The organism is Demequina sp., from assembly GCF_016278775.1.
Lineage (GTDB): Bacteria > Actinomycetota > Actinomycetes > Actinomycetales > Demequinaceae > Demequina.
On sequence record NZ_JADQBF010000090.1, the window covers coordinates 16648 to 39631 of the forward strand.

Annotated in this window: 18 protein-coding genes; 3 read left to right on the forward strand and 15 right to left on the reverse strand. The window is 66.7% G+C overall.

Features of this window, described 5'->3' with window-relative positions; genetic code table 11:
• The first annotated feature begins 3 nt into the window (after positions 1–3).
• Together QZZ33_RS10340 and QZZ33_RS10345 are read left to right on the forward strand one after the other, a co-directional pair.
• Entirely contained in the window at positions 4–2271 is a 2268-nt protein-coding gene (locus QZZ33_RS10340; protein ID WP_291379897.1) for a DUF6571 family protein, read from the forward strand.
• Positions 2258–2968 (forward strand): hypothetical protein, encoded by a 711-nt coding sequence (locus QZZ33_RS10345; RefSeq protein ID WP_291379898.1) that lies wholly within the window; start codon positions 2258–2260, stop codon positions 2966–2968. The genes QZZ33_RS10340 and QZZ33_RS10345 overlap by 14 nt, the downstream gene beginning before the upstream one ends.
• Here QZZ33_RS10345 and QZZ33_RS10350 read toward each other — a convergent pair.
• Positions 2958–4073, reverse strand: coding sequence for a PrsW family glutamic-type intramembrane protease (locus QZZ33_RS10350; RefSeq protein ID WP_291379899.1), 1116 nt, complete (start codon positions 4071–4073; stop codon positions 2958–2960). The two genes, QZZ33_RS10345 and QZZ33_RS10350, sit on opposite strands and share 11 nt — an antisense overlap.
• A complete protein-coding gene (locus QZZ33_RS10355; protein WP_291379900.1) occupies positions 4070–4639 on the reverse strand; it encodes a hypothetical protein in 570 nt (189 codons plus the stop codon). The genes QZZ33_RS10350 and QZZ33_RS10355 overlap by 4 nt, the downstream gene beginning before the upstream one ends.
• A 115-nt stretch (positions 4640–4754) precedes the next feature.
• On the opposite strand from QZZ33_RS10355, the gene QZZ33_RS10360 reads away from it, so the two are divergent.
• A complete protein-coding gene (locus QZZ33_RS10360; protein WP_291379901.1) occupies positions 4755–6434 on the forward strand; it encodes an FAD-dependent oxidoreductase in 1680 nt (559 codons plus the stop codon).
• A 144-nt stretch (positions 6435–6578) separates the two neighbouring features.
• Here the strand turns inward: QZZ33_RS10360 and QZZ33_RS10365 are convergent, their stop codons facing one another.
• The 13 genes from QZZ33_RS10365 to QZZ33_RS10425 all read right to left on the reverse strand — a co-directional run bounded on the left by QZZ33_RS10365 (position 6579) and on the right by QZZ33_RS10425 (position 22794).
• Positions 6579–8270, reverse strand: a complete 1692-nt coding sequence (locus QZZ33_RS10365; RefSeq protein ID WP_291379902.1) for an L-aspartate oxidase — start codon at positions 8268–8270, stop codon at positions 6579–6581.
• Between the two features lie 124 nt (positions 8271–8394).
• Positions 8395–12189, reverse strand: coding sequence for an endo-1,4-beta-xylanase (locus QZZ33_RS10370; protein WP_291379903.1), 3795 nt, complete (start codon positions 12187–12189; stop codon positions 8395–8397).
• A 175-nt stretch (positions 12190–12364) separates the two neighbouring features.
• Positions 12365–12868, reverse strand: coding sequence for an aspartate 1-decarboxylase (gene panD / locus QZZ33_RS10375; RefSeq protein ID WP_291379904.1), 504 nt, complete (start codon positions 12866–12868; stop codon positions 12365–12367).
• An 18-nt stretch (positions 12869–12886) separates the two neighbouring features.
• Positions 12887–13765: a pantoate--beta-alanine ligase gene (gene panC, locus QZZ33_RS10380; RefSeq protein ID WP_291379905.1), complete on the reverse strand. Its 879-nt coding sequence runs from the start codon at positions 13763–13765 to the stop codon at positions 12887–12889.
• A gap of 1 nt (position 13766) precedes the next feature.
• A complete protein-coding gene (locus QZZ33_RS10385; RefSeq protein ID WP_291379906.1) occupies positions 13767–14666 on the reverse strand; it encodes a DUF2520 domain-containing protein in 900 nt (299 codons plus the stop codon).
• The gene (locus QZZ33_RS10390; RefSeq protein ID WP_291379907.1) at positions 14650–16188 is read right to left on the reverse strand and encodes a PH domain-containing protein; all 1539 of its coding nucleotides are present in this window, start codon (positions 16186–16188) and stop codon (positions 14650–14652) included. Before QZZ33_RS10390 ends, QZZ33_RS10385 begins: the two co-directional genes overlap by 17 nt.
• Complete coding sequence (locus tag QZZ33_RS10395) at positions 16185–16664, reverse strand: PH domain-containing protein (RefSeq protein WP_291379909.1); 480 nt, start codon at positions 16662–16664, stop codon at positions 16185–16187. The genes QZZ33_RS10390 and QZZ33_RS10395 overlap by 4 nt, the downstream gene beginning before the upstream one ends.
• A gap of 4 nt (positions 16665–16668) precedes the next feature.
• Complete coding sequence (locus QZZ33_RS10400; RefSeq protein ID WP_291379910.1) at positions 16669–17151, reverse strand: DUF3180 domain-containing protein; 483 nt, start codon at positions 17149–17151, stop codon at positions 16669–16671.
• 30 nt (positions 17152–17181) lie between these two features.
• Positions 17182–18210, reverse strand: coding sequence for a 2-amino-4-hydroxy-6-hydroxymethyldihydropteridine diphosphokinase (folK, locus tag QZZ33_RS10405; protein ID WP_291379912.1), 1029 nt, complete (start codon positions 18208–18210; stop codon positions 17182–17184).
• Between the two features lie 4 nt (positions 18211–18214).
• Complete coding sequence (gene folP, locus QZZ33_RS10410; protein ID WP_291379915.1) at positions 18215–19072, reverse strand: dihydropteroate synthase; 858 nt, start codon at positions 19070–19072, stop codon at positions 18215–18217.
• A 3-nt stretch (positions 19073–19075) separates the two neighbouring features.
• Positions 19076–19672 (reverse strand): GTP cyclohydrolase I FolE, encoded by a 597-nt coding sequence (gene folE, locus QZZ33_RS10415; RefSeq protein WP_291379925.1) that lies wholly within the window; start codon positions 19670–19672, stop codon positions 19076–19078.
• A gap of 36 nt (positions 19673–19708) precedes the next feature.
• Complete coding sequence (gene ftsH, locus QZZ33_RS10420) at positions 19709–21697, reverse strand: ATP-dependent zinc metalloprotease FtsH (protein ID WP_291379917.1); 1989 nt, start codon at positions 21695–21697, stop codon at positions 19709–19711.
• Positions 21698–21864: 167 nt separating this feature from the next.
• Positions 21865–22794: a DUF559 domain-containing protein gene (locus tag QZZ33_RS10425; protein WP_291379919.1), complete on the reverse strand. Its 930-nt coding sequence runs from the start codon at positions 22792–22794 to the stop codon at positions 21865–21867.
• Positions 22795–22984: the final 190 nt, after the last annotated feature.

A 22984-nucleotide genomic window follows, 5' to 3' on the forward strand; every position in this document is an offset into this window, starting at 1 on the left:
GCCATGAGTTCTTATCCCGACGACGGAAACACTGGCCAGGTACGCGAGTTTGCCGAGACCCAGGGACTTCGATCGCGATCACTTGGCGCACTCAGCAGTGACGCCACACGGATTCAAAGCAGCCCGGGGGTCGCCCGCTGGACGAGTCAGGCTGGCGACGCCTACCGTGCGCGCCTGACGCGACTTCAGGGGATGCTTGACGACGTCGCGACTGTCACTGACAGATGGGAGCGCGCAGCGCACAGTTACGCGGACAGCCTCGACACGATGGCCCGCACGGCCGATGAGGCCCGCCGTGACATCGAGTCTGGCTCCGCCATGCGGGACGGACTCAACCACGTGAGTCCCGAGTCCCTCCCGCCCGGCTACTGGGCGGAAAGGATGGCATACGCCGAGGGCCTGGTAGACCAAGGCCATCGCGTCCTGTGGTCAATGCAGGAGCAGCGCAGGGTGATCGACATGTCGTTCGCCTCGTCCTTGGCCTACGTAGGTGGGGTCGGCCAGAGCATCAACTGGGCTGGCATGGTATCGCTCTACGCGGACGCCCAGTCCGTCGCCGACGTCCGCGCCCGAAGGGCAGAGCTACTGGCCGAGGCGAACAGGCTTGCCGACGCCGTTCTGGACTCTTCGTCTGAAGCTGAGGATGTCGCCGCGCTCACCGCAATGCTGGAGAGCATCGGTGCGGACCCGGAGCTTGCAGGCGCGTTCTGGAAGGGGCGCGGCGGAGACGGCGTGCTCGAGCTCATGGAGGATGGCCTCAGGCGATACGGAGGCGACGACTTCACCACCAACTTCTACACCGACGAGGATCGCGACGCCGCCCTGGCCTTCGCGCGGGCGATCCGCGAGTCCCTCGCCACCGGCTCGGCCACCTGGGGCGAGAAGGACGCCAGGGACTTCGCAGCACAGATGCTGACCGGCGACGACTGGCCAGGCGGCAACCGCTACCGCGAGGGTGACCTAGCGGGCGTGGGCTTCCTCTTTGACGATGCAGAACACCACCCCATGGGGCAGGAGTTCACCATCGCGATGGCCGATCTCTTCGACGCTAGGGAGCGCGGCGAGGGCATGGTTGGCGAGGCTGGCGGATCGTCGAGGCTCGACCCCATGGACCCCTACGGACTGTTCGACGGCATCGCCATTGTTGATCAGGCGGACCGCGGCGATGCCTATGACAGCAACGTCTCCGGTGAAGGAGCGCCAGTGCGGGACCCCATGGGGCGCGTGCTCGACACGCTCGGTCAGTATCCCGATGCAGCGTGGGAGTGGCTCTCGGCCGACGGCGCCACGCTCGCCAACGGTCAGCCAGCCGTGGCTGGTGACAAGGTCGATTACTGGGCGTCCCGCGACTGGTCCGCAGACGGCTGGGACGGCTTCGGCTCCATGTGGGAGGGGTCTTTGCACGCCGACGGAGGGCTGTTGGACGGGCCGCCGAACTACTCCACGTGGGACGCCCAATGCGACGTTGCCGTTCGGGTCATTGACGGGCTGGAGCAGGGCCTCCAGCCCGTGCGGCCAGGGGACCTCTCCGTGGGGGGCGCCCTCGCGCTGGGCACCGGACTGGCCGAGATCATGCCGCTCATCGAGCCCGCCATGTGGTCGAGCGGCACGATCGAGGGCAACCTTGACCATGGCCGGTCTGTCGCGGGTATGCCGGGCGACATCACGGTTCCGAACTTCAACGATGACGCGCTCGGCGAGGTTATGGGCCACGTGGGAAGCAATATCGATGGCTTCGCTGCTTTGCGCTCGGGCGTCTCTCACACCCAGGATCTGTTGCTTCACGACGCCGATGCGGGGGGGACCTATCAGACGTGGAATACAGGCCTCAAACGCGTGACCGACCTGGAAGGAGCCTTCGAGGGTGCACTCGGCGGCGCCGATATCCTTCAGGGACGCTTCGACGACAACGTGGTGCGCCAGAAGCTTGCCGTCATGGACCTCCTATGGAGCGTAGCCCCGCTGCCGGACCTTGGCGCAGTGGGAAACTTCGCTGTGGGCCAAGGCTCGTCTGCGGTGGCCGGCGGCTTCGAAAGCGCGGTCGTTAACAACGAGAGACTCGCCGTCGAATTCACCGATGTCTCGAGCATCGCCGGGAGCGAGGTCATTGCCGCTCAAATCGCACGCCTCGACAACGACCCGTCGTTGTCGCTTCAAGGAGTCGTCCTTGAGGGGGACGCGAACGGGACCGACAGGACAGAGTGGCTAAACAGCTTTGCGGACGAGTACAGGGCGTACTTCGGGGAGGGGGCCCGGGATGGTTCGCACTAGCACGGACGGAACCAGCATCAGGCCCGCTACTACAGGCCACAGTTGGGCGGTGGCCGCGTTGCTGTCGACACTGCTCCTGGCCGGGTGCTCCGCATCCGCAAGCGACCTCGAACCTCCAGACATTGTCTGGCCCGACGGCATGCCAAGCGGGCCTCTCGAGGACTCGCAGTGGGGCCAGGCGTACCGGAACGCCGAGATCCAACTGTCGACCGCGCAGGCTTTTGGTGACTTCTCCGACCCCGATCTCATCGCTGCCGTCGGATATGACTACGCTGACAGGGCCGCATGGGCTTCGAGCATTGCGGAGTTCGACATTGACACCGCTAGCCAAGAGAGCATCGACTCCTACACGGCCTTTGCCTCCAAGGGCGTCATCATCGATATTCTGGAGCAGCCGGACGGACAGTCGGCAGAGGTCCTCGTCTGCGGCGGCTGGAATAGCAGCGCCACAGGTGTGAGGACCCTCTTGTATGTCTGGACACTGACGCGCAAAGCGAACGGCTCCATCACCGCGGATTACCAGATCGGGGACGTAGACCATTACGAGGACGACCCTGGTGGACCGCGGTGCCGTCACGAGGTATCGCAACCTGGGCTTTGGGTAGAACCGTTTGACCCAGAAGACATCGACCTCACGGACATCAAGGCGCCGCTTCCCCGCGACTACTACGTCGACCTAGGCGTCATCAGCGAGTAGCGGCAGGGACAAGCCTGGCCTCGAGCGTTGCCCTCAACCGCGCCGCGTCGGCGTCGTCGCCCATGGCCACGGCGTCGGCGAGGTCACTGAGGTTGGCTTCGGTGGCGCGCTGCGCAGGCATCGCCCGATAGCCGTACCTGCGTGCGACCGAGGCTCGGTACTTGCGCCGCTGCCACCACGTGGGGCGAACAGCGTCGATGTACGCGGGCGGAACAGCGCCCAGCACTCCCGGCTCGGCCAAGACGCTCCTGAACCACACGTACTCACTGCGCCGCACCACGCGCAGCACCCACCACACGATGAACGGCATCACCACCAGGTACACGACTCGCAGCCACAGTGGGATGAGCCACGGCGAGTTCCACAAGCCGTGGAGCGCGGGGCCAAGGAGGATGAGCGCGATACCGAGCGGCACCCGCCCGCGCCCTGTCCCGACCAGCAGGAGTCCGATCCCCGCGCCGACGAACGCGGCGAAGGCGGCATGCGCCACGGCCCCAAAAATCACGGCACGCACAAAGTAGATGACGACGGTCGATATCAGCTGGCTCTCACCCAAGTTGATGTACGCGATGTTGAACGCGTACAGCAGGTCCTCCGTGAGCGTGAACCCCACGCCAGCGAACCCCGCCAAGAGGGCGGCGTCCATCGGCGTGCGCAGCTTCTGACCGGCCGCAAGAAGGACGACGCCGATGCCCATGACCTTGCCCGTCTCTTCCGTGAGCGGCGCGATCAGCGCCGGTCCCCACGCCTGCGCGGTCTCAATGCCCCACTGCTGGCCCATCACGGTGATGAGTGCCGCATTGGAGGGAAGCGCGTACACCCCGGCCGCCACGAAGGCTCCCCACACTATTGCCGCGAGCGCCCCTGAGGGTGCGATACGAGCCCACAGTTGGGGTAGTCGCATGAGGAACCACCACGTCACCGCAAGCGGGATGGTCAGCACGAGCGCCGTGAGCCCCACGGTCGGGAAGTCTTGCCAGCCGGGCTCCAGCGCTTGCCAAGTCCAGACCGCCCCCACGGCCGACGCGACGATCAGTGTCCACCACCCGACGCGGCCGGGCGCCCACCACGGGACGGCGAAGCGCACACGCGTCAGTTCCCTCATGAGCTCACCTCCACGTCTATCGGGGAGAGGTCCAGATGCACGGACTCAACGATCGAGTCGAGCTGTTCTGACAGGGCATTCACCTGTGCGGCCTCGCCGCGCACCACCACGAGCACCACGCCTTCAGCGTCGCGAATCACGTCGACCCTGACGGGCAGGTCCGGTGCCGCATCCGCCTTGGGCGTCAGCCGCCACACTTCGCGCGTGGCACCTTCCTCCGCCTCGACGGGTTCCGGGGGAATCTCTGGGAGGATTGCGTCGCCGTCAAAGAGCAACCGTGACACGCTCGCGAGGAGGTCCTGGCTGTCGCCAAGCCATACGGCGTCGGCGACGGTGACCTCGATGCCGGACTTCGACGCGACCGGCGTCTGCTGAGATGATGCGGCGATGTCAAGGTCCCAACCGGCCGGGACGACGACGGAGGCGGTCGCCATTCCTACCTCGGTGTCGACCTCGAGGGCTATGGACTCGTCACCCCACGACGGAAACTGGGGGATCAACACGCCAAACGCGACCAAAGTCACTAGCACGGCGGCAAACCACGCGGCACGCTGGTATTGGGTCACAGTCAGAGGTTAGCGTGGGCCGCGAGCGACTATACCCCCCGGGGTATGTGATAGGGTGTGGGAAGTCGCCGGTGACGCCCCACCTTGCCCGGCATCAATTCCCAAGGAGTACCCCATGCGTATCGTTATCGTGGGCGGAGTAGCTGGCGGCATGTCGGCGGCCGCCCGAGCCCGCCGCCTCGACGAGTCTGCCGAGATCATCGTCTTCGAAAAGGGCCCCTATGTGTCCTTTGCCAACTGCGGACTGCCGTATCACGTGGGTGGTGAGATCACCTCGCAAGACTCACTGCTCCTCCACACCCCGGAGACTTTGCAGGCCTCGCTCGGCCTCGACGTGCGCGTCAACACCGAGGTCACCGGCATTGACCGTGCCGCCCAGACGGTCACGGTGGTCGGTCCGGACGGCGAGCAGCAGGTGGCGTACGACGCCCTCGTCCTGTCCCCCGGCGCGAATGCCTTCATGCCCCCCATCCCCGGAGTGGATCTGCCAGAGGTCACCCACCTGCGCACCGTCGACGACGCGATCGCTCTGGCGGACCGGGTCACGGACGCCCGCACCGCCGTCGTCCTTGGGGCCGGATTCATCGGCCTCGAGACGGCAGAGGCGCTGCGGGAGCGCGGCCTGAACGTCGCGCTCATCGAGCTCGCCCCTCAAGTTCTCCCTCCCCTGTCCCCAGAGTTGGCGCGCCTCGTAGAACTCGAGCTCACCGCGAACGGCGTGGACGTCATCACCGGCGCGGGCGCCTCCGCGATCGAGCCCGCCGAACGCGGAGTCACCGTGACGCTGACCAACGGGGCTGCAGCCACTGTTGACCTCGTGGTGGTCTCGGTTGGCGTGCGCCCCAACTCCGCCCTGGCATCTGCGGCGGGCCTCGAGGTTGACGACCGCGGCGCCATCATGGTCGATGCTCAGCAACGCACCGCCGACCCGCACATCTGGGCAGTCGGAGACGCGATTGCGGTACGCCACGGCGTCACCGGCGTCGTCGGACCTGTGCCGCTCGCCGGCCCAGCCAACCGCCAGGGACGACGCGCTGCAGAGTCGATCTACGGCGTGGCCAAGGACGCCAAGCCCGTGCTTGGCACGGCAGTCGTCCGCGTGTTCGGACTCACTGCGGCCGTCACCGGCGCTAGCCCCCGCATGCTCGACCAGGCGGGCATGGACTACGTGGTGCACCACACCCACCACCTCAACCACGCCGGCTACTACCCGGGCGCCCAACAACTACACCTCATGGCGACGTTCGCGCCTGACGGGACCCTGCTCGGTGCCCAGGGCGTGGGCCGCGATGGCGTGGACAAGCGCATCGACGTGCTCGCGACGGCGCTGCGCGCCGGCTTCGGCGCCGACGACCTGGCCGAGTTGGAACTCGCGTACGCCCCGCCGTTCGGTTCCGCCAAGGACCCCGTCAACATGCTGGGCTTCATGATGCAGAACTACGTCTCAGGCAACCTCAAGCTGTGGCACGCGGAAGACGTGGCGTGGGCTCGCGAGAATGCGCTCATTCTTGACGTGCGGTCGGCTGGCGAGGTGGAGCGTGGGCACCTCCCAGAAGCGGTCCACATTCCGCACGACGAGATCAGGGAGAACCTTGACCTCATTCGCGAGTTGGCGGCTGGCCGCCCCGTGCGCGTCCATTGTGAGACCGGCTTCCGGTCCTACTTGGCGCACCGTGTGCTCGCGCAGTGGGGTTTCGACTCCGCGAACTTCGACGGAGGGATGCTCACCATGCGCACCTCACTGCCGGAACTGGAATTGGTGGACGGGCCGACCGCCCCGCTCGTTCACGCTTAAGACGTGGCGGCCCTCGTGGCCGTCGCGAACCGAGATCGTGGGGATCTCCATCGGCCGGGAGCGCCACAAGCCCTCCCGGCCGATGTCACGTCCGCGGCACGTCCTCCGCGTCGGGCGGGCCAGCGGTCGCCCGCAGCCGACGCGCTACCCGAGCTCGATCGGCGCCCGCATCAGTTCCAGGTGTCCATCGGGATTCAGCGTTGCGGCGAGCCGCACCCTCCACGCCTCGGAAGTGTCAGGAAAGTCCGTGCGTTGGTGACCCCCGCGGCTTTCCTCGCGCTCCAACGCCGCCTCGGTGATCACCGATGCTGCACCTAGCACGTTCGACGTCTCCCACTCGGCCACCTGAGGCATCACCGTTGCACCGTTCGTGGTGTGGAACTTGGCGCGCGTCGTGGCGAGCGCCTCGGAAGCGCGACGCAACCCTTCCGCCTCTCGGAACGGCCCCGCTCCTCGGTGCGTCACCGATTGAATCCTTGGAAGCATCGTCGCCGGAACCAACGACGTCGGCCCCGGCCGCTCCACTGGCTCGCCGAGCGTGAGAGTGCCGTCGGCCACCAAAGCCGCGGCGTCGGCGGCCGAGCGGGTCGCGAAGACCAGGCCCTCCAGCAACGAGTTGGAGGCCAAGCGATTCGCACCGTGCACCCCGGAGCAGGCGGCCTCCCCCACGGCATACAGTCCCCGCGCGGTGGAGCGCCCGTTGAGCTCGGTGAGGATGCCTCCCGAATGAAAGTGCTGCGCCGGCGCCACCGGAATGAGGTCGGTCGCCATGTCGATGTCGCGCTCCTCCAGGCGTTCCCAGATCGTGGGGAAGCGATCGCGCAGGAAGCTCTCGCCCAGGTGGCGGCAGTCGAGGAAGACGTTGTCGGAGCCCTCCTCGTCCATCATGCGCACGATGTTGCGGGACACCACGTCGCGTGGGGCGAGCTCGGCCAGCGGGTGGCGTCCCACCATGAATCGCTCGCCGACCGCATTCAGAAGGTGCGCGCCCTCGCCGCGCACGGCCTCAGAGATGAGCGGCTGTTGGCCGCGCGCGGAAGCACCTTGCCACAGCACCGTCGGGTGGAACTGCACAAACTCCATGTCGGCCAGAGTCGCGCCGGCACGTAAGCCCGCCGCGACGCCATCGCCCGTGGCCGATGCCGGGTTGGTGGACGATCGATACACCTGGCCGATGCCGCCGGTAGCGATCACGACGGACTTCGCCAGGGCCGCTCCGATGCCGTCACGGGTGCCCTCGCCGATGACGTGCAAGGTGACTCCACAGACCGGCCCTGGCCTCCCGTCGGAGTCAGGAACAGACGTCAGCAGGTCCACCACCATGGCGTTCTCGATGACCTCGATGCGTGGGTCGGCGTTCACGGCCTCCAGCCGCGCCACGAGCGCGCGCGAGATCTCTGCACCCGTGGCGTCTCCGCCTGCGTGCGCAATGCGGTCGCGGTGGTGTCCTCCCTCGCGAGTGAGGGTCATGCCGCCAGTGGAATCGGTGTCGAACTGCGCGCCACGCTCCACGAGTTTGCGCACCCGGTCAGGGCCCTCTGTGACGAGTGCCCGCACGGCGGCCTCAGAGCACAGGCCAGCGCCCGCCTCGAGCGTGTCGACGAGGTGCTCTTCTGGCGTGTCTTCTGGGTGCATTGCGGCAGCGATTCCGCCTTGAGCCCATACGGTGTTGCCCGAGCTGAGCGCCCCTTTGGTCACGATCAGCACGCGATCGACCTTGCGGCGCAACTCGAGTGCCGTCGTCAGTCCAGCGATGCCGGAACCGACCACAATCACGTCGACCGTGGTGGTCCACCCCGGCGCGGGGGCGGACAACTTCTGCACATAGCGCGTCATGGCCACAGCCTAGGCCTGCCGCGCTGCCTCGCGTCATGGACGGCCTCGGAAGCGCGAACGGGACAGGAACGTGAGGGGCCGGGCCTCGCAGGCCCAACCCCCCACGCCTACCCCTCACTGGTGGTTAGCGCCACCAGCCCCCGAAGCCGAAACTGTAGTGCTTCATGGGGGAGTACCAGGGCTGAGACCACCCGAAGCCGTGGCCTGCGCTTCCTGCCCAACTCCAGCCGCCGTGGCCCCAGCCGCCGTGGCCCCAACCGCCGTGGCCCCAACCGCCGTGGCCCCAGCCACCGCCGTGCGGCCAGCAGGCCTTGCCGGGGTACCAGCCCCACGTGCACGGAGGCGGGCACGGCTTGCCAGGCCCGCACGTCGGCGGCTCTACCTCGGCGGCGATGAGTTCACCCACACCCCAGTGCGCGGTGGATTGATATCCAAGCCCCGTGGGGTCCGCCCAGTTGCGGATGGCCGTGCGTGCGCCATCGGTGGCGTCATTGACCTGGAAGTCCAGGCCGTGGAACGTCCCCGCGCCGCCGTACTCGAGCAGGCTGATGGCCGCCTCGACCACGTAGCCGCCATCCACGAGCGCGGTGGCTGACTCGAGGCGCGCGGCCTGGGTCGCCTCGTCGCCGGTGCCAAAGGAGACCACGTTGTCGGCGTTGATCCGAATCTGCGTATCGTCTGGCCGGTACGAACCGTTCTTGGTGTTGCCAGCATCCACGAAGATCTCCACCGAGTCCTGTGTCCACGGGTCGGAGCCGGTGAGGTCGACCGTCGGGTCCGCCACCTCTGCCAGGACGTATAGCGTGTCGTCCTTCCACAGGGTCCGCACCGTCGCAATGGCGCCGTCAGTGCCGCTCACCTGCTTGTCCGTGGTGATGGCGTTGGCGTCCTCCCACACCTCGTCAATCGCTCCGTCGATGGCGGGCTCCTCCGACGCCTCCTCGACTTCCACGAAGGACAGCGCCTCGATCAGCGTGAGCGTGCCGAGCACGCCCTCCGAGTTCCAGCCGGCACTCCCGCCGTCTGACAGCACCCTGACGTCGAACAACAGGGCACCGCCCTCGGCGGCGTCCGTCAGCGGGAGGTGGGCCACCACGGCATACCCGGAATCGGTCTCGGTGACCTCGGCGGCCACGTCGCCCGTGCCGTCACGGTTCACCGCGTAGACCGCGTCGCCCACCTGGAACTGGACTTCGTCGCCAGCCGACGCCGTAGCGTCGTCCGCCTCCACGTAGACCGTGAGGTGGTCGCTCGCCCAGCGCGACTGGAACGCTCCGCCATCGAAATCGATGAGGGGAAGGCGGTCCCACACGGGCGAGTCCACAGCGTGGCCGTCGAGCCCAACGGTGCCAGCGAACGAGTTCGCAGACCGTAGCCGGGCAGGCAGGTCACCATCGACGATGCCGTAGTAGGCGGGCTTTGCCTGAAGATCGTCGTCGAAGACGAGCGGACCGCCGTTGTCGTCACGCCAGCTGCGAGCGTCGTACAAACCCCACACCGTGACCGCGTACAGGTCATCTGCGTGCGCCCTGAAGATGTCGAAGGCCTGCTTGTAGTAGTAGCCCTGGTCGATGAACTTGGCCTCCGACTCCGGAGTTCCCGTCGGCACATCGAACTCCGTGACCGCCTGCGTGACGGGCAGGTCTGCGAAGTCGCTCAGCGCCGCCTCAACGTTCTCCACTGGGTAGGCGAGGTTGAGGTGGAACTGGTGACCCACCCCGTCAACGGGCGCGCCGCGATCCAGCAACCTCTCCACGAGGTCGTGGTAGCGAGCCCGCTTGCCTGCCTGCTCGGTGTTGTAGTCGTTGATGAACAGCGTCACCGGGCGGTCCGCCGCGGGGTCGGCATAGACGTCGTTGAACGCCTCGTCGGCGTAGGCGAACGCGTCGTCGATGAACTCCTCGCCCAAGACGGCGTACCAATCCGAGCGGCGCAACCCGTCGGCGTACTCACCCGAATCGGAGATCACCTCGTTGACCACGTCGAATGCCACCAATGGGTTGGTGTCAGAGCCGAACAGCCCGTACTCGTCGCTCAGGTACTCCGCCACGTTGAAGATGTGGTCGCGCATCCGTTGCCGTAGCAGATCCTGGTCTGCGGGATCGGAGGTGAGCGGCGTTCCGTCCTCGTGCTGGAAGAAGAACTCGGGCGTCTGGCTGTGCCACACGAGCACGTGCCCATAGACCGGCAGGTCGTTCGCCTGCGCGAAGTCCATGAGGCCGTTGATCTCTGCGGCATTGGGCGCCCAGTTGCCGTCGGCATCGTAGAACGCCTCTGGCTTCATGTAGTTCTCTGGCGTGATTTGCCCGAAGTGCCTCAGCAGCAGTTCCGCCGATGCACCGGTGGTCTCCCTGCTGTCGATCGCGACACCGATGGGGAACGGCACGTTGTCCTTGATCGGCGGCAAGTCCTCAATCACCACCGGGTCGGGCACCTGGACCTGAACGTCGTCGATGTAGAAGTCGGACGTGTTGGTCCCCGAGTACGCCGTCTCGAAATACAGGAGGGCCGTGTCGAATGCGGCGGGCGTGAAGCGCGCCGTCACCTGCGTCCACCCGGAGTTGGTGATCCCGGTGAACTGAGCGATGGTGTCGAACGAGTCGGAGCCGTCGGTGGTGCGTTGCATCGACAGCCACACGTCGTCCGTCGCCTGGCCGTCTGCGAACCGCACCCATGCGGACAGCTCGACCGGCGCGCCGGGCGTGAGCAGTTCGCTCACGTCGATGCCGATGCCGGAGCCCTGGCTCACGCGGTCGGTGATCGCCGCCGACTGGCTGCCGCCGTTGGCGTATTCGGTGGAGAGGGACACCGTGGGGGCACCCTCGCCGTTGTCGCGCGGACCCCAGCCTCCCAGGTCGGTCTCGAAGTCGTTGGCGATCAGCACGGTTCCTGGCGGCGGTCCCACTGGGCCTCCACCGTCGTCGCAGTTGTCGCCGTCTGCCGTCACCACGATGTCGTCCACGTAGTACGTGTAGTCGGTGATGCCGTCGATGTCGTCAGTGCCGATGTAGACCTGGAGGTCCGCCGCAACTGCGTCGTCCGGCACCGTGTAGGTGCCTGAGACGGTCGCCCAACCCGACGAGTCGACGGTGGTGTTGCCCACCCACGTGTAGTCGGGCTTGACCACGAATCGCACTCCTGCCGCGTCGGTGGCGTCCGCACCCAGCTTGACGCGCATCGACAGGTGATAGGTGGTTCCAGGAGTCAGGTAAGCGGCGGGGCTCTGCAGGCCCTCATAGTCCGCAGCGCGTCCCGCGATCTCCAGCACCTTGGTGTCGTCGTCGACCACCGTGAGCGCCGGCCCGCCAGAAGCGGCCCAGTCGCCGGTGGTGCCGTCCTCGAAGTCGATGCTCGCTACGGGGATCACGTCCGGCACACACTCTGGCGCATCGGCGGTCTTGGTGACCACGATGTCGTCCACGTAGTACGTGTAGTTCTCGAGCCCGGCGATGTCGTCGGTCCCGATGTACGCCTGCAGCTCGGTGGGGTCGGCGTCGGCAGGAATGACGATGCTTCCGGTCACCTCGGTCCAGCCAGCACCGTCAATGGTCGTGTTGCCGATCCACGTATACGCGGGCTTCATGACGAACCGGATGTCGGTGGTCTCTGTCACCGCGGCGTCGAGCTTGGCGCGCATCGTGAACTCATACGTGGCGCCCGGCTCGAAGATGCCGGTGGCGCTCTGGATCCCCTCGTAGTCGGCGGCACGGCCGGCTATCTCGAGAACCTTGGTGTCGTCGTCGACCACGGTCAGGGTGGCCCCGCCAGAGGCGGTCCAATCCCCCAGCGTGCCATCCTCAAAGTCGACTGACGAGACAGTTTCTGGTGCGGCTGCTTGGGCGGCTGCGGGAATGGTCACCGCGACCACCAGTGCAATCAGACCTGTGATCACCGCTGTGGAATGAAGCCTTCTTCTCATGACTGTGCTCCCGTGTCAGCATCGTTGCGTGAACCGTGAGACGTCCTCAGCGTGGGGCTGCTCTAGCGTCAAGACAGGACCCCGTCGTCCCATGGAAAACGATATCGAACTGGACAATTGCCGCAACTCGGGACAGAAAATGACCTGTCAACCAGGGATGACGGCGGGAGTCTGGCTAGGAAAGGTCCGGGCCCGGAGTCGTCGGGAGCTGGTCGGTCTTGTACGCCCGCCAGCCGCCGGACCTGAAGTCATGAATCGGCAAGCCCGATGGTTCAAGACCCGAGTCGACCGGAACCCTTCCTGGCTCATCGCACACATCCATGACGCGATTCGCGGCGTCAACGAACACCACGTGCGGCTCGTACTGGTGCGCCTCCTCGTCGCCGATAAGGCCATAGGCGATGACGATGACCAGGTCTCCCTCGTGAACCAAGTGCGCGGCCGCGCCGTTGATGCAGATCACGCCGGTATCGGGCTCCCCTGGGATCGCATACGTGGTCACGCGTGAGCCGTTGGTGACGTCCACCACGTCCACCTGCTGGCCCGGCAGCAGGTCCGCGGCCTCCATGAGCGTGGCGTCGATCGTGATCGAGCCCACGTAGTGGAGATCCGCCTGGGTGACGGTCGCCCGGTGAATCTTGGAGATCATCATGGGCCGCTGCAGCGTCTTGAAGGTCATGCCGTACCTCTCACCTGTCTACGCGTCCGCCACGCCCTCGCGCGGGCCGACGCGCGCTATCACGTTGTCGATGAGGCGCGTCCCGCCCACACGGGCGGCCACCGCGATCACCACGTCTCCACGGTAGTCTCCCTCCACTGCCACGGCGGACACAGGGTCCATCGCGCCGATGTAGTCGGGCGTCACCGTGGGTACCTCGGCGAACGCGGCACGCGCCACGGTGAGGGCGAGCGACAGCGGTCCGCCTTCCGCGAGCACCTCCTCCGCCTCCGCCAACGCGCGAGACAGGACCAGTGCGTCGGCGCGGTCGGCCTGCGACAACTGCACGTTGCGGCTCGACAGCGCCAGCCCGTCTGCGTCGCGCACGGTCGGCACCGCCACAATGTCGACGGGCACATTGAGGTCGCGACACATCGTGCGAATGGCGATCACCTGCTGCGCGTCCTTCTGTCCGAAGTACGCCACATCGGGCCGGGTCAGGTGCATCAACTTGAGCACCACCGTCAGCACCCCGTCGAAGTGACCTGGACGATGTTCGCCCTCAAACACGTCGTTGATGGTGCCAGCCGACACGGTCACGATGGGGGCGCCACCTGGGTAGACGTCCTCGACTGAGGGCGCGTACACGACGTCCACGCCGAGCGGTTCGAGTAGGGCGGCGTCCGCGTCGAGGTCGCGCGGGTAGCGCTCAAGGTCCGCGTCGTCGTCAAATTGGAGCGGATTGACGAACACCGTAACGACCACCTGGTCGGCCGCTTCACGCGCGGCGCGCACGAGCGCGAGGTGCCCCTCATGCAAAGCACCCATCGTCATGACGACGGCGCGGCGGCCATGCTTCTTGCCCGAGCCTGCGGGCTCGATCTCGGCCAGTTCGACCGCAGTGTGAACGATGCGCATGTCAGTTCTCTCCCAGAGCGGCGATGACCGCCGCGTAGTCTGCCGGGCCGAGGCGGCCAGAAGTCAGGGCGATGTCGGCCGTGGCGTGCGCCATGGCGCGGTAGGCGTGGGCCGCCTCGGGCCGCGCGGCGAGCGCAGCCATGTGAGACGCGACGGTTCCTGCGTCTCCCCTCACCACCGGTCCGGTGAGCGTCGTCACGGCGCCTGGCGCATCGGCGAGCGCGCCGTCGATGGAGGCGTGAACGAGCGGCCCGAGCAGCCTGCCTGGGTCCTCGACCCCCGCATCGGAGAGCAACGCGGCCGCTTGAGACACCAAGGTCACCACGTGGTTCGCGCCGTGCACCAGCGCCGCATGATAGAGCGGACGGGCCGCATCCTCCAGCACGATCGGCTCACCACCCATCTCCACGACAAGCGCCTGGGCGATCGGCAGGAAGGCGGCTGGTGCGGTGACCGCGAAGGTGGCTCCCACCATGCGGTCCAGGTCCAAAGAGGTGCCCGTGAACGTCATGGCCGGGTGTATCGCCAACGGGATCGCACCAGCACGCGCGGCGGCGTCGAGAGCGTCGAGCCCCAACCGCCCGGAGCAGTGCGCCACCAGCAGGCCCCCACGCCACGCCCCCACCGATGCGAGCCCTTCAACGAGTTCCGTGATGGCGTCGTCTGGAACGGCAAGGAACACGAGCTCACTCCGGCGCACCACCTCCTCGACGTCCATACGCGGCACTCCTGCGAGCATCGTGTCAATGCGCGTGACGGACGCTTCCGACACGCCTGAAGCGCCGACAACCGCGTGCCCCGCGAGTCTCAGCGAAGCGCCAAACGAGGCGCCCACCTTGCCTGCACCCACGATCCCAACGGTCAGCCGGCCGGGCTTGGAGGGGCTATTCGGCGCCGTCAAGGAGCCCGACCTTCTGCATCCACTGTTCCGGGGTCTGCAACCTCCGCCTGGCCCTCGCCCTACGCGCCTGAGCTGTGAGCAGATCCATGGCGTCCGCCACGTCGAGGTGCTGCGCCACGGGCCGCACCACTCCCTTGGTGGAGTGCACTGCCACGTCGGCGAGACCGAGCGCGCGCTGGATCGGGCCTTGCTTGAGGGCGAGTGACTGCGTGCGCTCGTGCGGAACCACTATGAGTTCCTTCACGAGCCAACCGCGCCGAATGAACAGTGCCGTCTCGGTGGCAAGCACGCCGCGAAAGCGGCGCTGCAACGGGTCAACCCACTTGGCCGACACCGGCGCAGTGATGAACCCACCATCGGCACCCCTGCCCGAGAGGGCGCGAGACACGGTGCCCTCTGGATCGGGGTCGCCCAAGTCTGGCAAGACGGTCCATAGTGCGGTGAGGGCGTCCTCTCGCGTGCCAACGGGCAAGAACGTCGAGACCGCCTGCTGGTCGTCTTGATATCCGGCCACGTTGACGACGATCTGCCACCAGTCGCGCCCACGCCACAACAGCGACTGCTTGAAGTGCACGGCCTGAACGCGGCCGGGGGGCACGGTCTGCTTGCGCGTCTCGAGCAGTCCGTGCGCGATGCGGACGCCGTCGGAAGAAATGCCCAGACGGAAGTTAATGCCACGGTTCAGGGTCGCCAGCGAATACGAAATCATGCCGGCGCCAGCCGAGATCACACCCACGAGCCCGCCACTGAGCAGCGCACCCACGATGTCGACCTCTGGCACCAGGATTGCGACCCCCACCGAACCTGCGACGAGGATCACGACCATCACCGCCGACACGATGGTGCCCCACGACAGCAGGAGCGAGGCAAGCAACCTTGGCACTGGAACGGCGACCAGCAGCCGTTCCTCGGCCGCGGCGACGGCGGTGCGGGCGGAGCCAGGCGTTGGCGCCAATCGGAAGTGCTCCAACTCTTGTCGCAGTCCCCCCTCGTGTGGCTGCCGATCGCCGTCGCCGTGACGCGCCGCCATCTCGGCACGGTAGCCAGCGGCCAACGACAGGATCTCGTTGCGCAACGCCTCGGCATCGGCCAATCGCAAATACTCCAGGGATATCCCCGACTGCGCTCCGCCAGCCACCTCCACAGTGATCTTGGCAAAGCCGAAAATGCGGGCGATCAGCGGCTGCACCACGTCGACGGCCTGCAGCCGGTCCAGACGCGCCTGCCGCTGCTGGCGAAACACCAATCCCTTGCGCTGCTCAATCGCCTCGTCCGTGATGCGAAAGGTGTGAAACTTCCAGGCGAGGAACCCGAAGACGACCACCAGGATCCCGATGCCGAGCGCCCCCAAGGCCAGGAATGGGATCGGCACATCGCCGTCGGACCCCGTGTTGGACCAATTGTTCAAGAACCAGTAGCCGCCAATACCTGCGATCGCCGCCCACCCGCCGAGCAACGGCGACACGGGGTGCACGTGCGTCCACTCGCGTGGCGCCGAGTAGACCTGGTCCGACGCGCTCACAGCCCCGCCAGACGTGCCTCGCCCCTCGACGTGAGGCGGTCCCTCAGCCGGGCAGCGTCGTCCGCAGGGACGCCGTTGAGCGAGGCGTCTGTTCCGGGAGAGGCGGTGTGCAACTGCACACTCGCGATGCCGAAGGCCCGCGCGATGGGCCCGGAGTTCACTTCGACGTACTGCATGCGGCCATACGGCACCACGGTGACGGAGCGCCAAAGGCGACCGCGCTTGACCAAGAGGTCGTCCTCGCGTTCCGCCCACCCATGCGCGAGCACCAGGCGCACGCCAATCCACGCGCACCACGCGGCGAGAAGCAACAACGCAGCGGTAATCCACCACATGCCATTCCAGACCAGGAGCGCAAGGATCACCGTGGCCACCAGGGGAGGCACGAACACCACGGCGATGACAATGAGACGTACGGGGATGAGTCGTCGCGACGCGGGTGTCCACACCATGTCTTCAGGGCTATACCAGGTCATGTTGCTAGTGTGCCATCCCGGCCTCGGCCGAGTCGCTACCCTCGTCATCCTCGTCATCGGGACCGATGCGACACCAGCGCTCGGCAACCACTCCAGCGACCAACATCACCAGCCCGCCCAGGGCGGCAAGGGCCGCTGCGAGGGCCGCCTCCCTGCGAGGCGTGTGCGACCAGTCGGGCAGCAGAGCAGCCGCGTACCCGGCATAGAAGCCTGCGAGCAGCGCGCCCGCGTAGGCGCACGCCTGCCCCAATACGGCCGTGCGCACGGCTCGCGTAGGGTCCATGCGCCGACGACCCACCCGAACCAGCCGCACCGTCCAGCCCGCCCAGAGCACCACCGCACCAAGCACGACGCCGACCACCAGTGTGGTCCACGGAACGTCGATCGGGCTTGCCCCACTGCTCCGGGCGAGCGTGGACACGCCCCACCCCAACCCCGCGGTGATGGCCGTGGTCGCCGCGAGCACCTTGCCTCGTAGCGGTTTCACGAGAGCCTTCCCCTCACGGGTTCACGTCCTTCACGCGGTAGCGGAAGGAGTCTTGGCTGGCCACGGATCCGCAACGAGCGTCACTGACTGAGCCATCGCGCGAGCGAGCTCGGCGATCGGGCCCACTCCCGGCATTTGCGCATCGGGTTCCAGGTGCGCCCACGGCACCAAGACAAAGGCACGGCCCTTGGCCCGCGGGTGCGGGAGCGTCAGATCCGGCGTCTCTCCCACTGCGCCGTCGAAATCAACGATGTCGATGTCGAGGGTGCGCGGGCCATTGGCCTCGGTGCGCTCGCGGTCGTGCACAATCTCAAGACCATGGCAGGCGCCGAGCAGCTCGCGAGGCGACATCTCCGACTCGATCCGCACCACGGCGTTCAAGTAGTCGGGCTGCGGCGGCCCGCCATCGGGTGCCGACTTCACGAGCGCCGACGTCTTCAGCACGCGTATGCCGGGTATGCGCCCCAACTCCTCGACCGCCTCGCGCAGGGTCTGCTCCACATCGCCGACGTTGCCGCCCAGCGCGAGCAGCACTGGCACGGGACGCACCGGCCGCTGATCGAACTGATCGGACATGGGCGGCTGAGCATCGAAGGCGAGCGGGTCGTCCGGCATGCCGGCAGAGGACCCGATGCGCTTGTCGGCCCACAGCCCGCCGGTGCGCACGTCCCTGCGGATCGTCACGGATACGTCCTTGAATTCGACATGCAGCGGGGCCTGCGGCTTGTGAACTCGCACGTCCACACAGAACACCCCGTCCATCTCAAGCACCGCAAGCGCGATGTGCTCAGCGACCGTCTCGATGAGTTGCGACGGGTCGCCTGCAAGCACCTCCGCTGCGCGATCCGCGATCGTCGAATAGTTGATCGCACGAGACAGGTCGTCGTTCGCCGCGGCGGCGCGCGTCGAGACGTGGGCAACCACGTCGGCCTTGAAGACTTGGCCCGTCTCCCGCTCGCTCTCCAACACCCCGTGGTAGCCATTCACCCGAATGCCCTCCACGGCAAGGCGGTCGAGTTCGACGCCGGAGCGCATGTACGGGGTCGACATCCAGGTCATGGCTTCATCGTGTCGCCTTTGCGGCATCTTGCCAAGCGGACACGACCGCGATTGCGTCACACGCCGAGCGTGCATCGTGAACTCTCACGGCCCAGGCTCCCGCCGCGGCCGACAGCGTCGTCACGGCCGTCGTGGCGTGCTCCCGACGCTCGGGGCCTGCCTCCTCGTCCGGGTGACGCGAGATCGCGGCGCCCAAGAAGCGCTTGCGAGAAGCGCCGATCAAGACCCTTCGCCCGGCCGACCATTGCCCCAGGTTCGCCAGCAAGGGCCAGTTCGAGTCACCGACCTTTGCAAAACCAAGCCCGGGGTCGAGCACGATGCGGTCCTCACTCACGCCCGCGCGCACCAGCGCGTCGACGCGGGCGGCCAGCTCCGCCGCCACCTCAGCCACGACGTCGTCGTAGCGGTCGCGATCGTCCATCTCCGTACTGTGCGCACGCCAATGCATCGCCACATAGTCGACGCCGGTGTCCGCCGCGACGTAGGCCATGCGTTCGTCGGCGAGGCCCCCTGAGACGTCGTTGATGAGGCACGCGCCCGCCTCGACAGCCGCGGCAGCCGTTGCGGCCCGCATCGTGTCGATGCTGACCGGAATGCCCTCGGCGGTCAACGCGGCAATGACCGGCAGCACGCGGGCCTGTTCCTCCCGGGGGGCGACCCGCTGCGCGCCAGGGCGGGTGGACTCGCCGCCCACGTCCACGATGTCGGCTCCTTCTTCGACGAGTGCAAGCCCGCGCGCAATCGCGGCGTCGGCGTCCAGGTAACGACCGCCGTCGCTGAACGAGTCGGGGGTGACGTTGAGCACGCCCATCACGAGCGTGCGGTCGGCGTGCGGGAGACGCGGCGCTGGAGTCGCCGGCATCGGCTACTTCCCGACGATGAGGCTCATGGCCTCTGCGCGCGTGGCGCCGTCGCGCATCACGCCTCGCACGGCCGAGGTGACGGTACGCGACCCAGGCTTGCGCACGCCGCGCATCGACATGCACAGGTGTTCCGCCTCGACCACCACGATCACGCCGCGCGCGCCCAGTTCGGCGACGAGGGCATCGGCCACTTGAGTGGTGAGGCGCTCCTGCACCTGAGGGCGCTTAGCGAAGACGTCGACGAGCCGCGCGATCTTGGACAGGCCCGTGATGCGGCCATCTGTTCCGGGGATGTAGGCGACGTGGGCCACTCCGTGAAACGGCACCAGGTGGTGCTCACACATGGAATACAACTCGATGTCCTTGACCAGGATCATCTCCTCGTGCCCCAACTCGAACACGGTGCTGAGCACGTCGGCAGGGTCTTGAGAGAGCCCCGCAAAGAACTCCTCGTAGGAGCGCGCCACGCGGGCGGGCGTGTCACGCAAGCCGTCTCTGTCGGGGTCTTCGCCTATCGCCGCGAGAATCTCGCGCACCGCCGCCTCGATGCGTGCAATGTCGATGCGTCCGTCGCCTGGACGCGGCGGCTCATCGTCCACAGGAGGGCTGGCGTGGCGCTCGCTCACACGACGCTCCTAGGCCTCATCCGAAGCGCCGGGCGAGCCGCCAGCAATGGTGTCCCTCGGCTCCGTGCGGCGCGGCGCTGGAGCCTTAGCGATGCGGCGCTTGGGAGTGCGCTTGGGCGCCCACTCACCACTGATCCACTTTGAACGCTCCGGAGCCTTCTTGACCTTGGCGAAGATCTCCTTCAGCTCTGCCTCGTTGAGGGTCTCCTTTTCAAGCAGTTGCTCCGCAAGAGTGTCGAGCAGAGCGCGGTTGGACGTGAGGGCCTTGGTGGCCTCCTCCATGGCGTGATCCATGAGTTTGCGGACCTCCGCATCCACCACAGAGGCGAGTTGCTCCGAGTACTCGCGCCCGTGCCCCATGTCGCGACCAAGGAACACCTCGCCTGAACTGCCCGCAAGCCGGACGGAGCCGATCTCGGTGGACATGCCAAATTCGGTCACCATCTGCTTGGCGATCTCGGTGGCCTGCGAGATGTCGTTGCTCGCTCCAGTGGAGGGGTCCCCGAAGACCACCTCTTCTGCCACGCGTCCACCCATTGCATAGGCGAGGTTGTCGAGCAGCTGGTTGCGCGTCTTCGAGTAACGGTCCTCGACCGGCATCACCATGGTGTAGCCCAGAGCGCGGCCACGCGGCAGGATCGTGACCTTGGTGACGGGGTCCGTGTAGTTCATGGCGGCCGCTACCAGCGCGTGGCCGCTCTCGTGATACGCCGTCACCGACTTGTCGTGATCGTTCATCACGCGCGTGCGCTTCTGCGGGCCTGCGATGACGCGGTCGATGGCCTCATCAAGCTCAGTGTTGCCGATGGTGGTCGCACTGCGGCGCGCGGTCAGCAGGGCGGCCTCGTTCAGCACGTTCGCAAGGTCGGCGCCAGTGAAGCCTGGAGTGCGCTTGGCGACGGCGTTGAGATCCACTTCGGGGGCCATGGGCTTGCCCTTGGCGTGCACCTCGAGCACCTTGAGTCGGCCCTTGAGGTCCGGCGCATCCACGCCGATCTGGCGGTCAAAGCGCCCGGGACGCAGCAGCGCTGGGTCAAGGATGTCTGGCCGGTTGGTCGCGGCAATCATGATGACGTTCGTGCTGATGTCGAAGCCGTCCATCTCCACCAGCATCTGGTTGAGGGTCTGCTCGCGCTCGTCGTGACCGCCGCCAAGACCTGCGCCTCTGTGGCGTCCCACCGCGTCGATCTCATCCACAAAGATGATCGCGGGGCTGTTCTTCTTGGCCTGCTCGAAGAGGTCGCGCACGCGGCTCGCGCCCACACCGACGAACATTTCGACAAAGTCGGAGCCGGAGATCGAGAAGAACGGCACCCCCGCCTCGCCGGCGACGGCGCGGGCCAACAGGGTCTTTCCCGTTCCAGGCGCGCCGTACAGCAGTACGCCCTTGGGGATCTTCGCCCCGACCGCCTGGAACTTGGCGGGGTTCTCCAGGAACTCCTGAATCTCCCTCAGTTCCTCGACGGCCTCTTCTGCGCCGGCCACATCGTCGAACTTGACCTTCGGGGTGTCGGCAGTGACCTGCGTGGCCTTCGAACGGCCAAACTGCATGATCTTGCTGCCGCCGCCCTGCATGGAGCTCAGCAGGAACCAGATGAGTCCGAGGAACAGCAGCAGGGGCAGGATGTTGAGCAGAAGCGACTGGAGGAGCGATCCACGCGGCACCACGGAGTCATACCCGAGTTCCGGATTGGCGGCCTTCACTGCCGCGACTACCTCGTCGCCCTGCGGCTCGACGTAGAAGAACTCGATGAGGGCGCCGCCATCGATCTCGTAGTGGGCCAACACCTCGGGAACCGTGTCCCCGAGCGTGACTTGCACCTTCTGGTCACCGTCCGTGACCTCCACCTGGTTTGCCGCGCCAGACTCGAGTACCGCCAGGCCCTCGCTGGTGTCGACGCGCGTCACCGGAGTCCTCGTGGCAGCGGAATAGGCAAAGACGGCGATCGAAATCACCGCGAGAGCCAGGAACAGGTATGACCAGCGCAGTCTTCTCATGGTGACCACGACTTTACGCGAGTCGTGGCGGCGGATGACCAGGTTTCGCGCTCAGCGCGACATGCCGGTGGCGAGCAGCCGCTGCCGTGTAGACGATGCGGCGAACAGTTCTGACCGGGCGAGGGCGCGACACGCCAGTTGTTGGTTGCCTCTATGGTGCGTCAGATTCACCCGCGGTCAGTAACGTTCACCACCTTCTCCCGCAGACCATGCCGGGGCTGCGATCTGGCTGCAAGAGCGGCCCTCACATCCTCTACCACCCGCGTCCCCGCCGGTAGCACATCTGAGTAGGTGAATCTCAAGACCTTGAGTCCCCAGGCGATCAATGATCTGTCACGCCCCCTGTCTGCCGCAAAGGCCTCCCAGTCTGCGTGGTGTTCTCGACCATCGAGTTCAACCACAATCGCGTCTTCAACCACAAGGTCCACCCGGCCCACGCCGGGGATCGCGACCTGGCTCTCTACCCGGAATCCGGCATCGGTCAGAGCCCACCTCGCCACTGTCTCCAGGAGTGAGTCGGCCCGTGAGTCCGCGTACCGCTCCAACCAACGCCCTCGAGCCTTGGTACCGCGTCGTGTGAAGAACAGGTCACCCCGCTCAATGAGCCCCATCCGCAGCGCGCCATCCGCAGCAATCAGGTGATCGAGTGGCGTCAGGCAGTTGGACGCAACCTCCAGGGCCGTGGCGACAGTCGTGGCGGATACTCCGCAGCTCCTAGCCCGCGCGCTGGCGTCGGGCACCAGCCCTAATCGATGGATCACCACATCGCGCAACACACCGGACGTGGTCGCTCGGTGGTGGTCAACGCTGAGACATAGGTGAGGGCTGGCGGGCGACTCTCGCAGCGGCACTTTCCAGCGACGCAACAGCGACACACATGTCAGCCATCCGCCTAGAGCGGCGACCACGACCGCATCCTGGGCAGTCCCGTGCAAGGCGAGCACGCCGCGAGTCGGGCGAGACACTGCTCCACACTTCACAGCCCGGTGAAGGGATGAGGGCGACATTCCTGCCTCGATGAGGGACTTCCAACGCGCAGCTCCGCCTTGCTCTGCGAGTGCCTGCTCGAGAGCTCGCAAGGTAGCCGCACTCACCATGGCGCCATCTTCGACTTGGCAGTGCTGCTGGACTCGCGAACCAGTACGACTCCGGGGACGTCGCCGCCCCGACAGGCCTGGGTACGACGCGCTGGCGGGGCTTGCTTCCCTTCTGAGCTCGCCCGGTGCTGAGTCCGCCCGGTGCTGAGTCCGCCCGGTGCTGAGTCCGCCCGGTGCTGAGTCCGCCCGG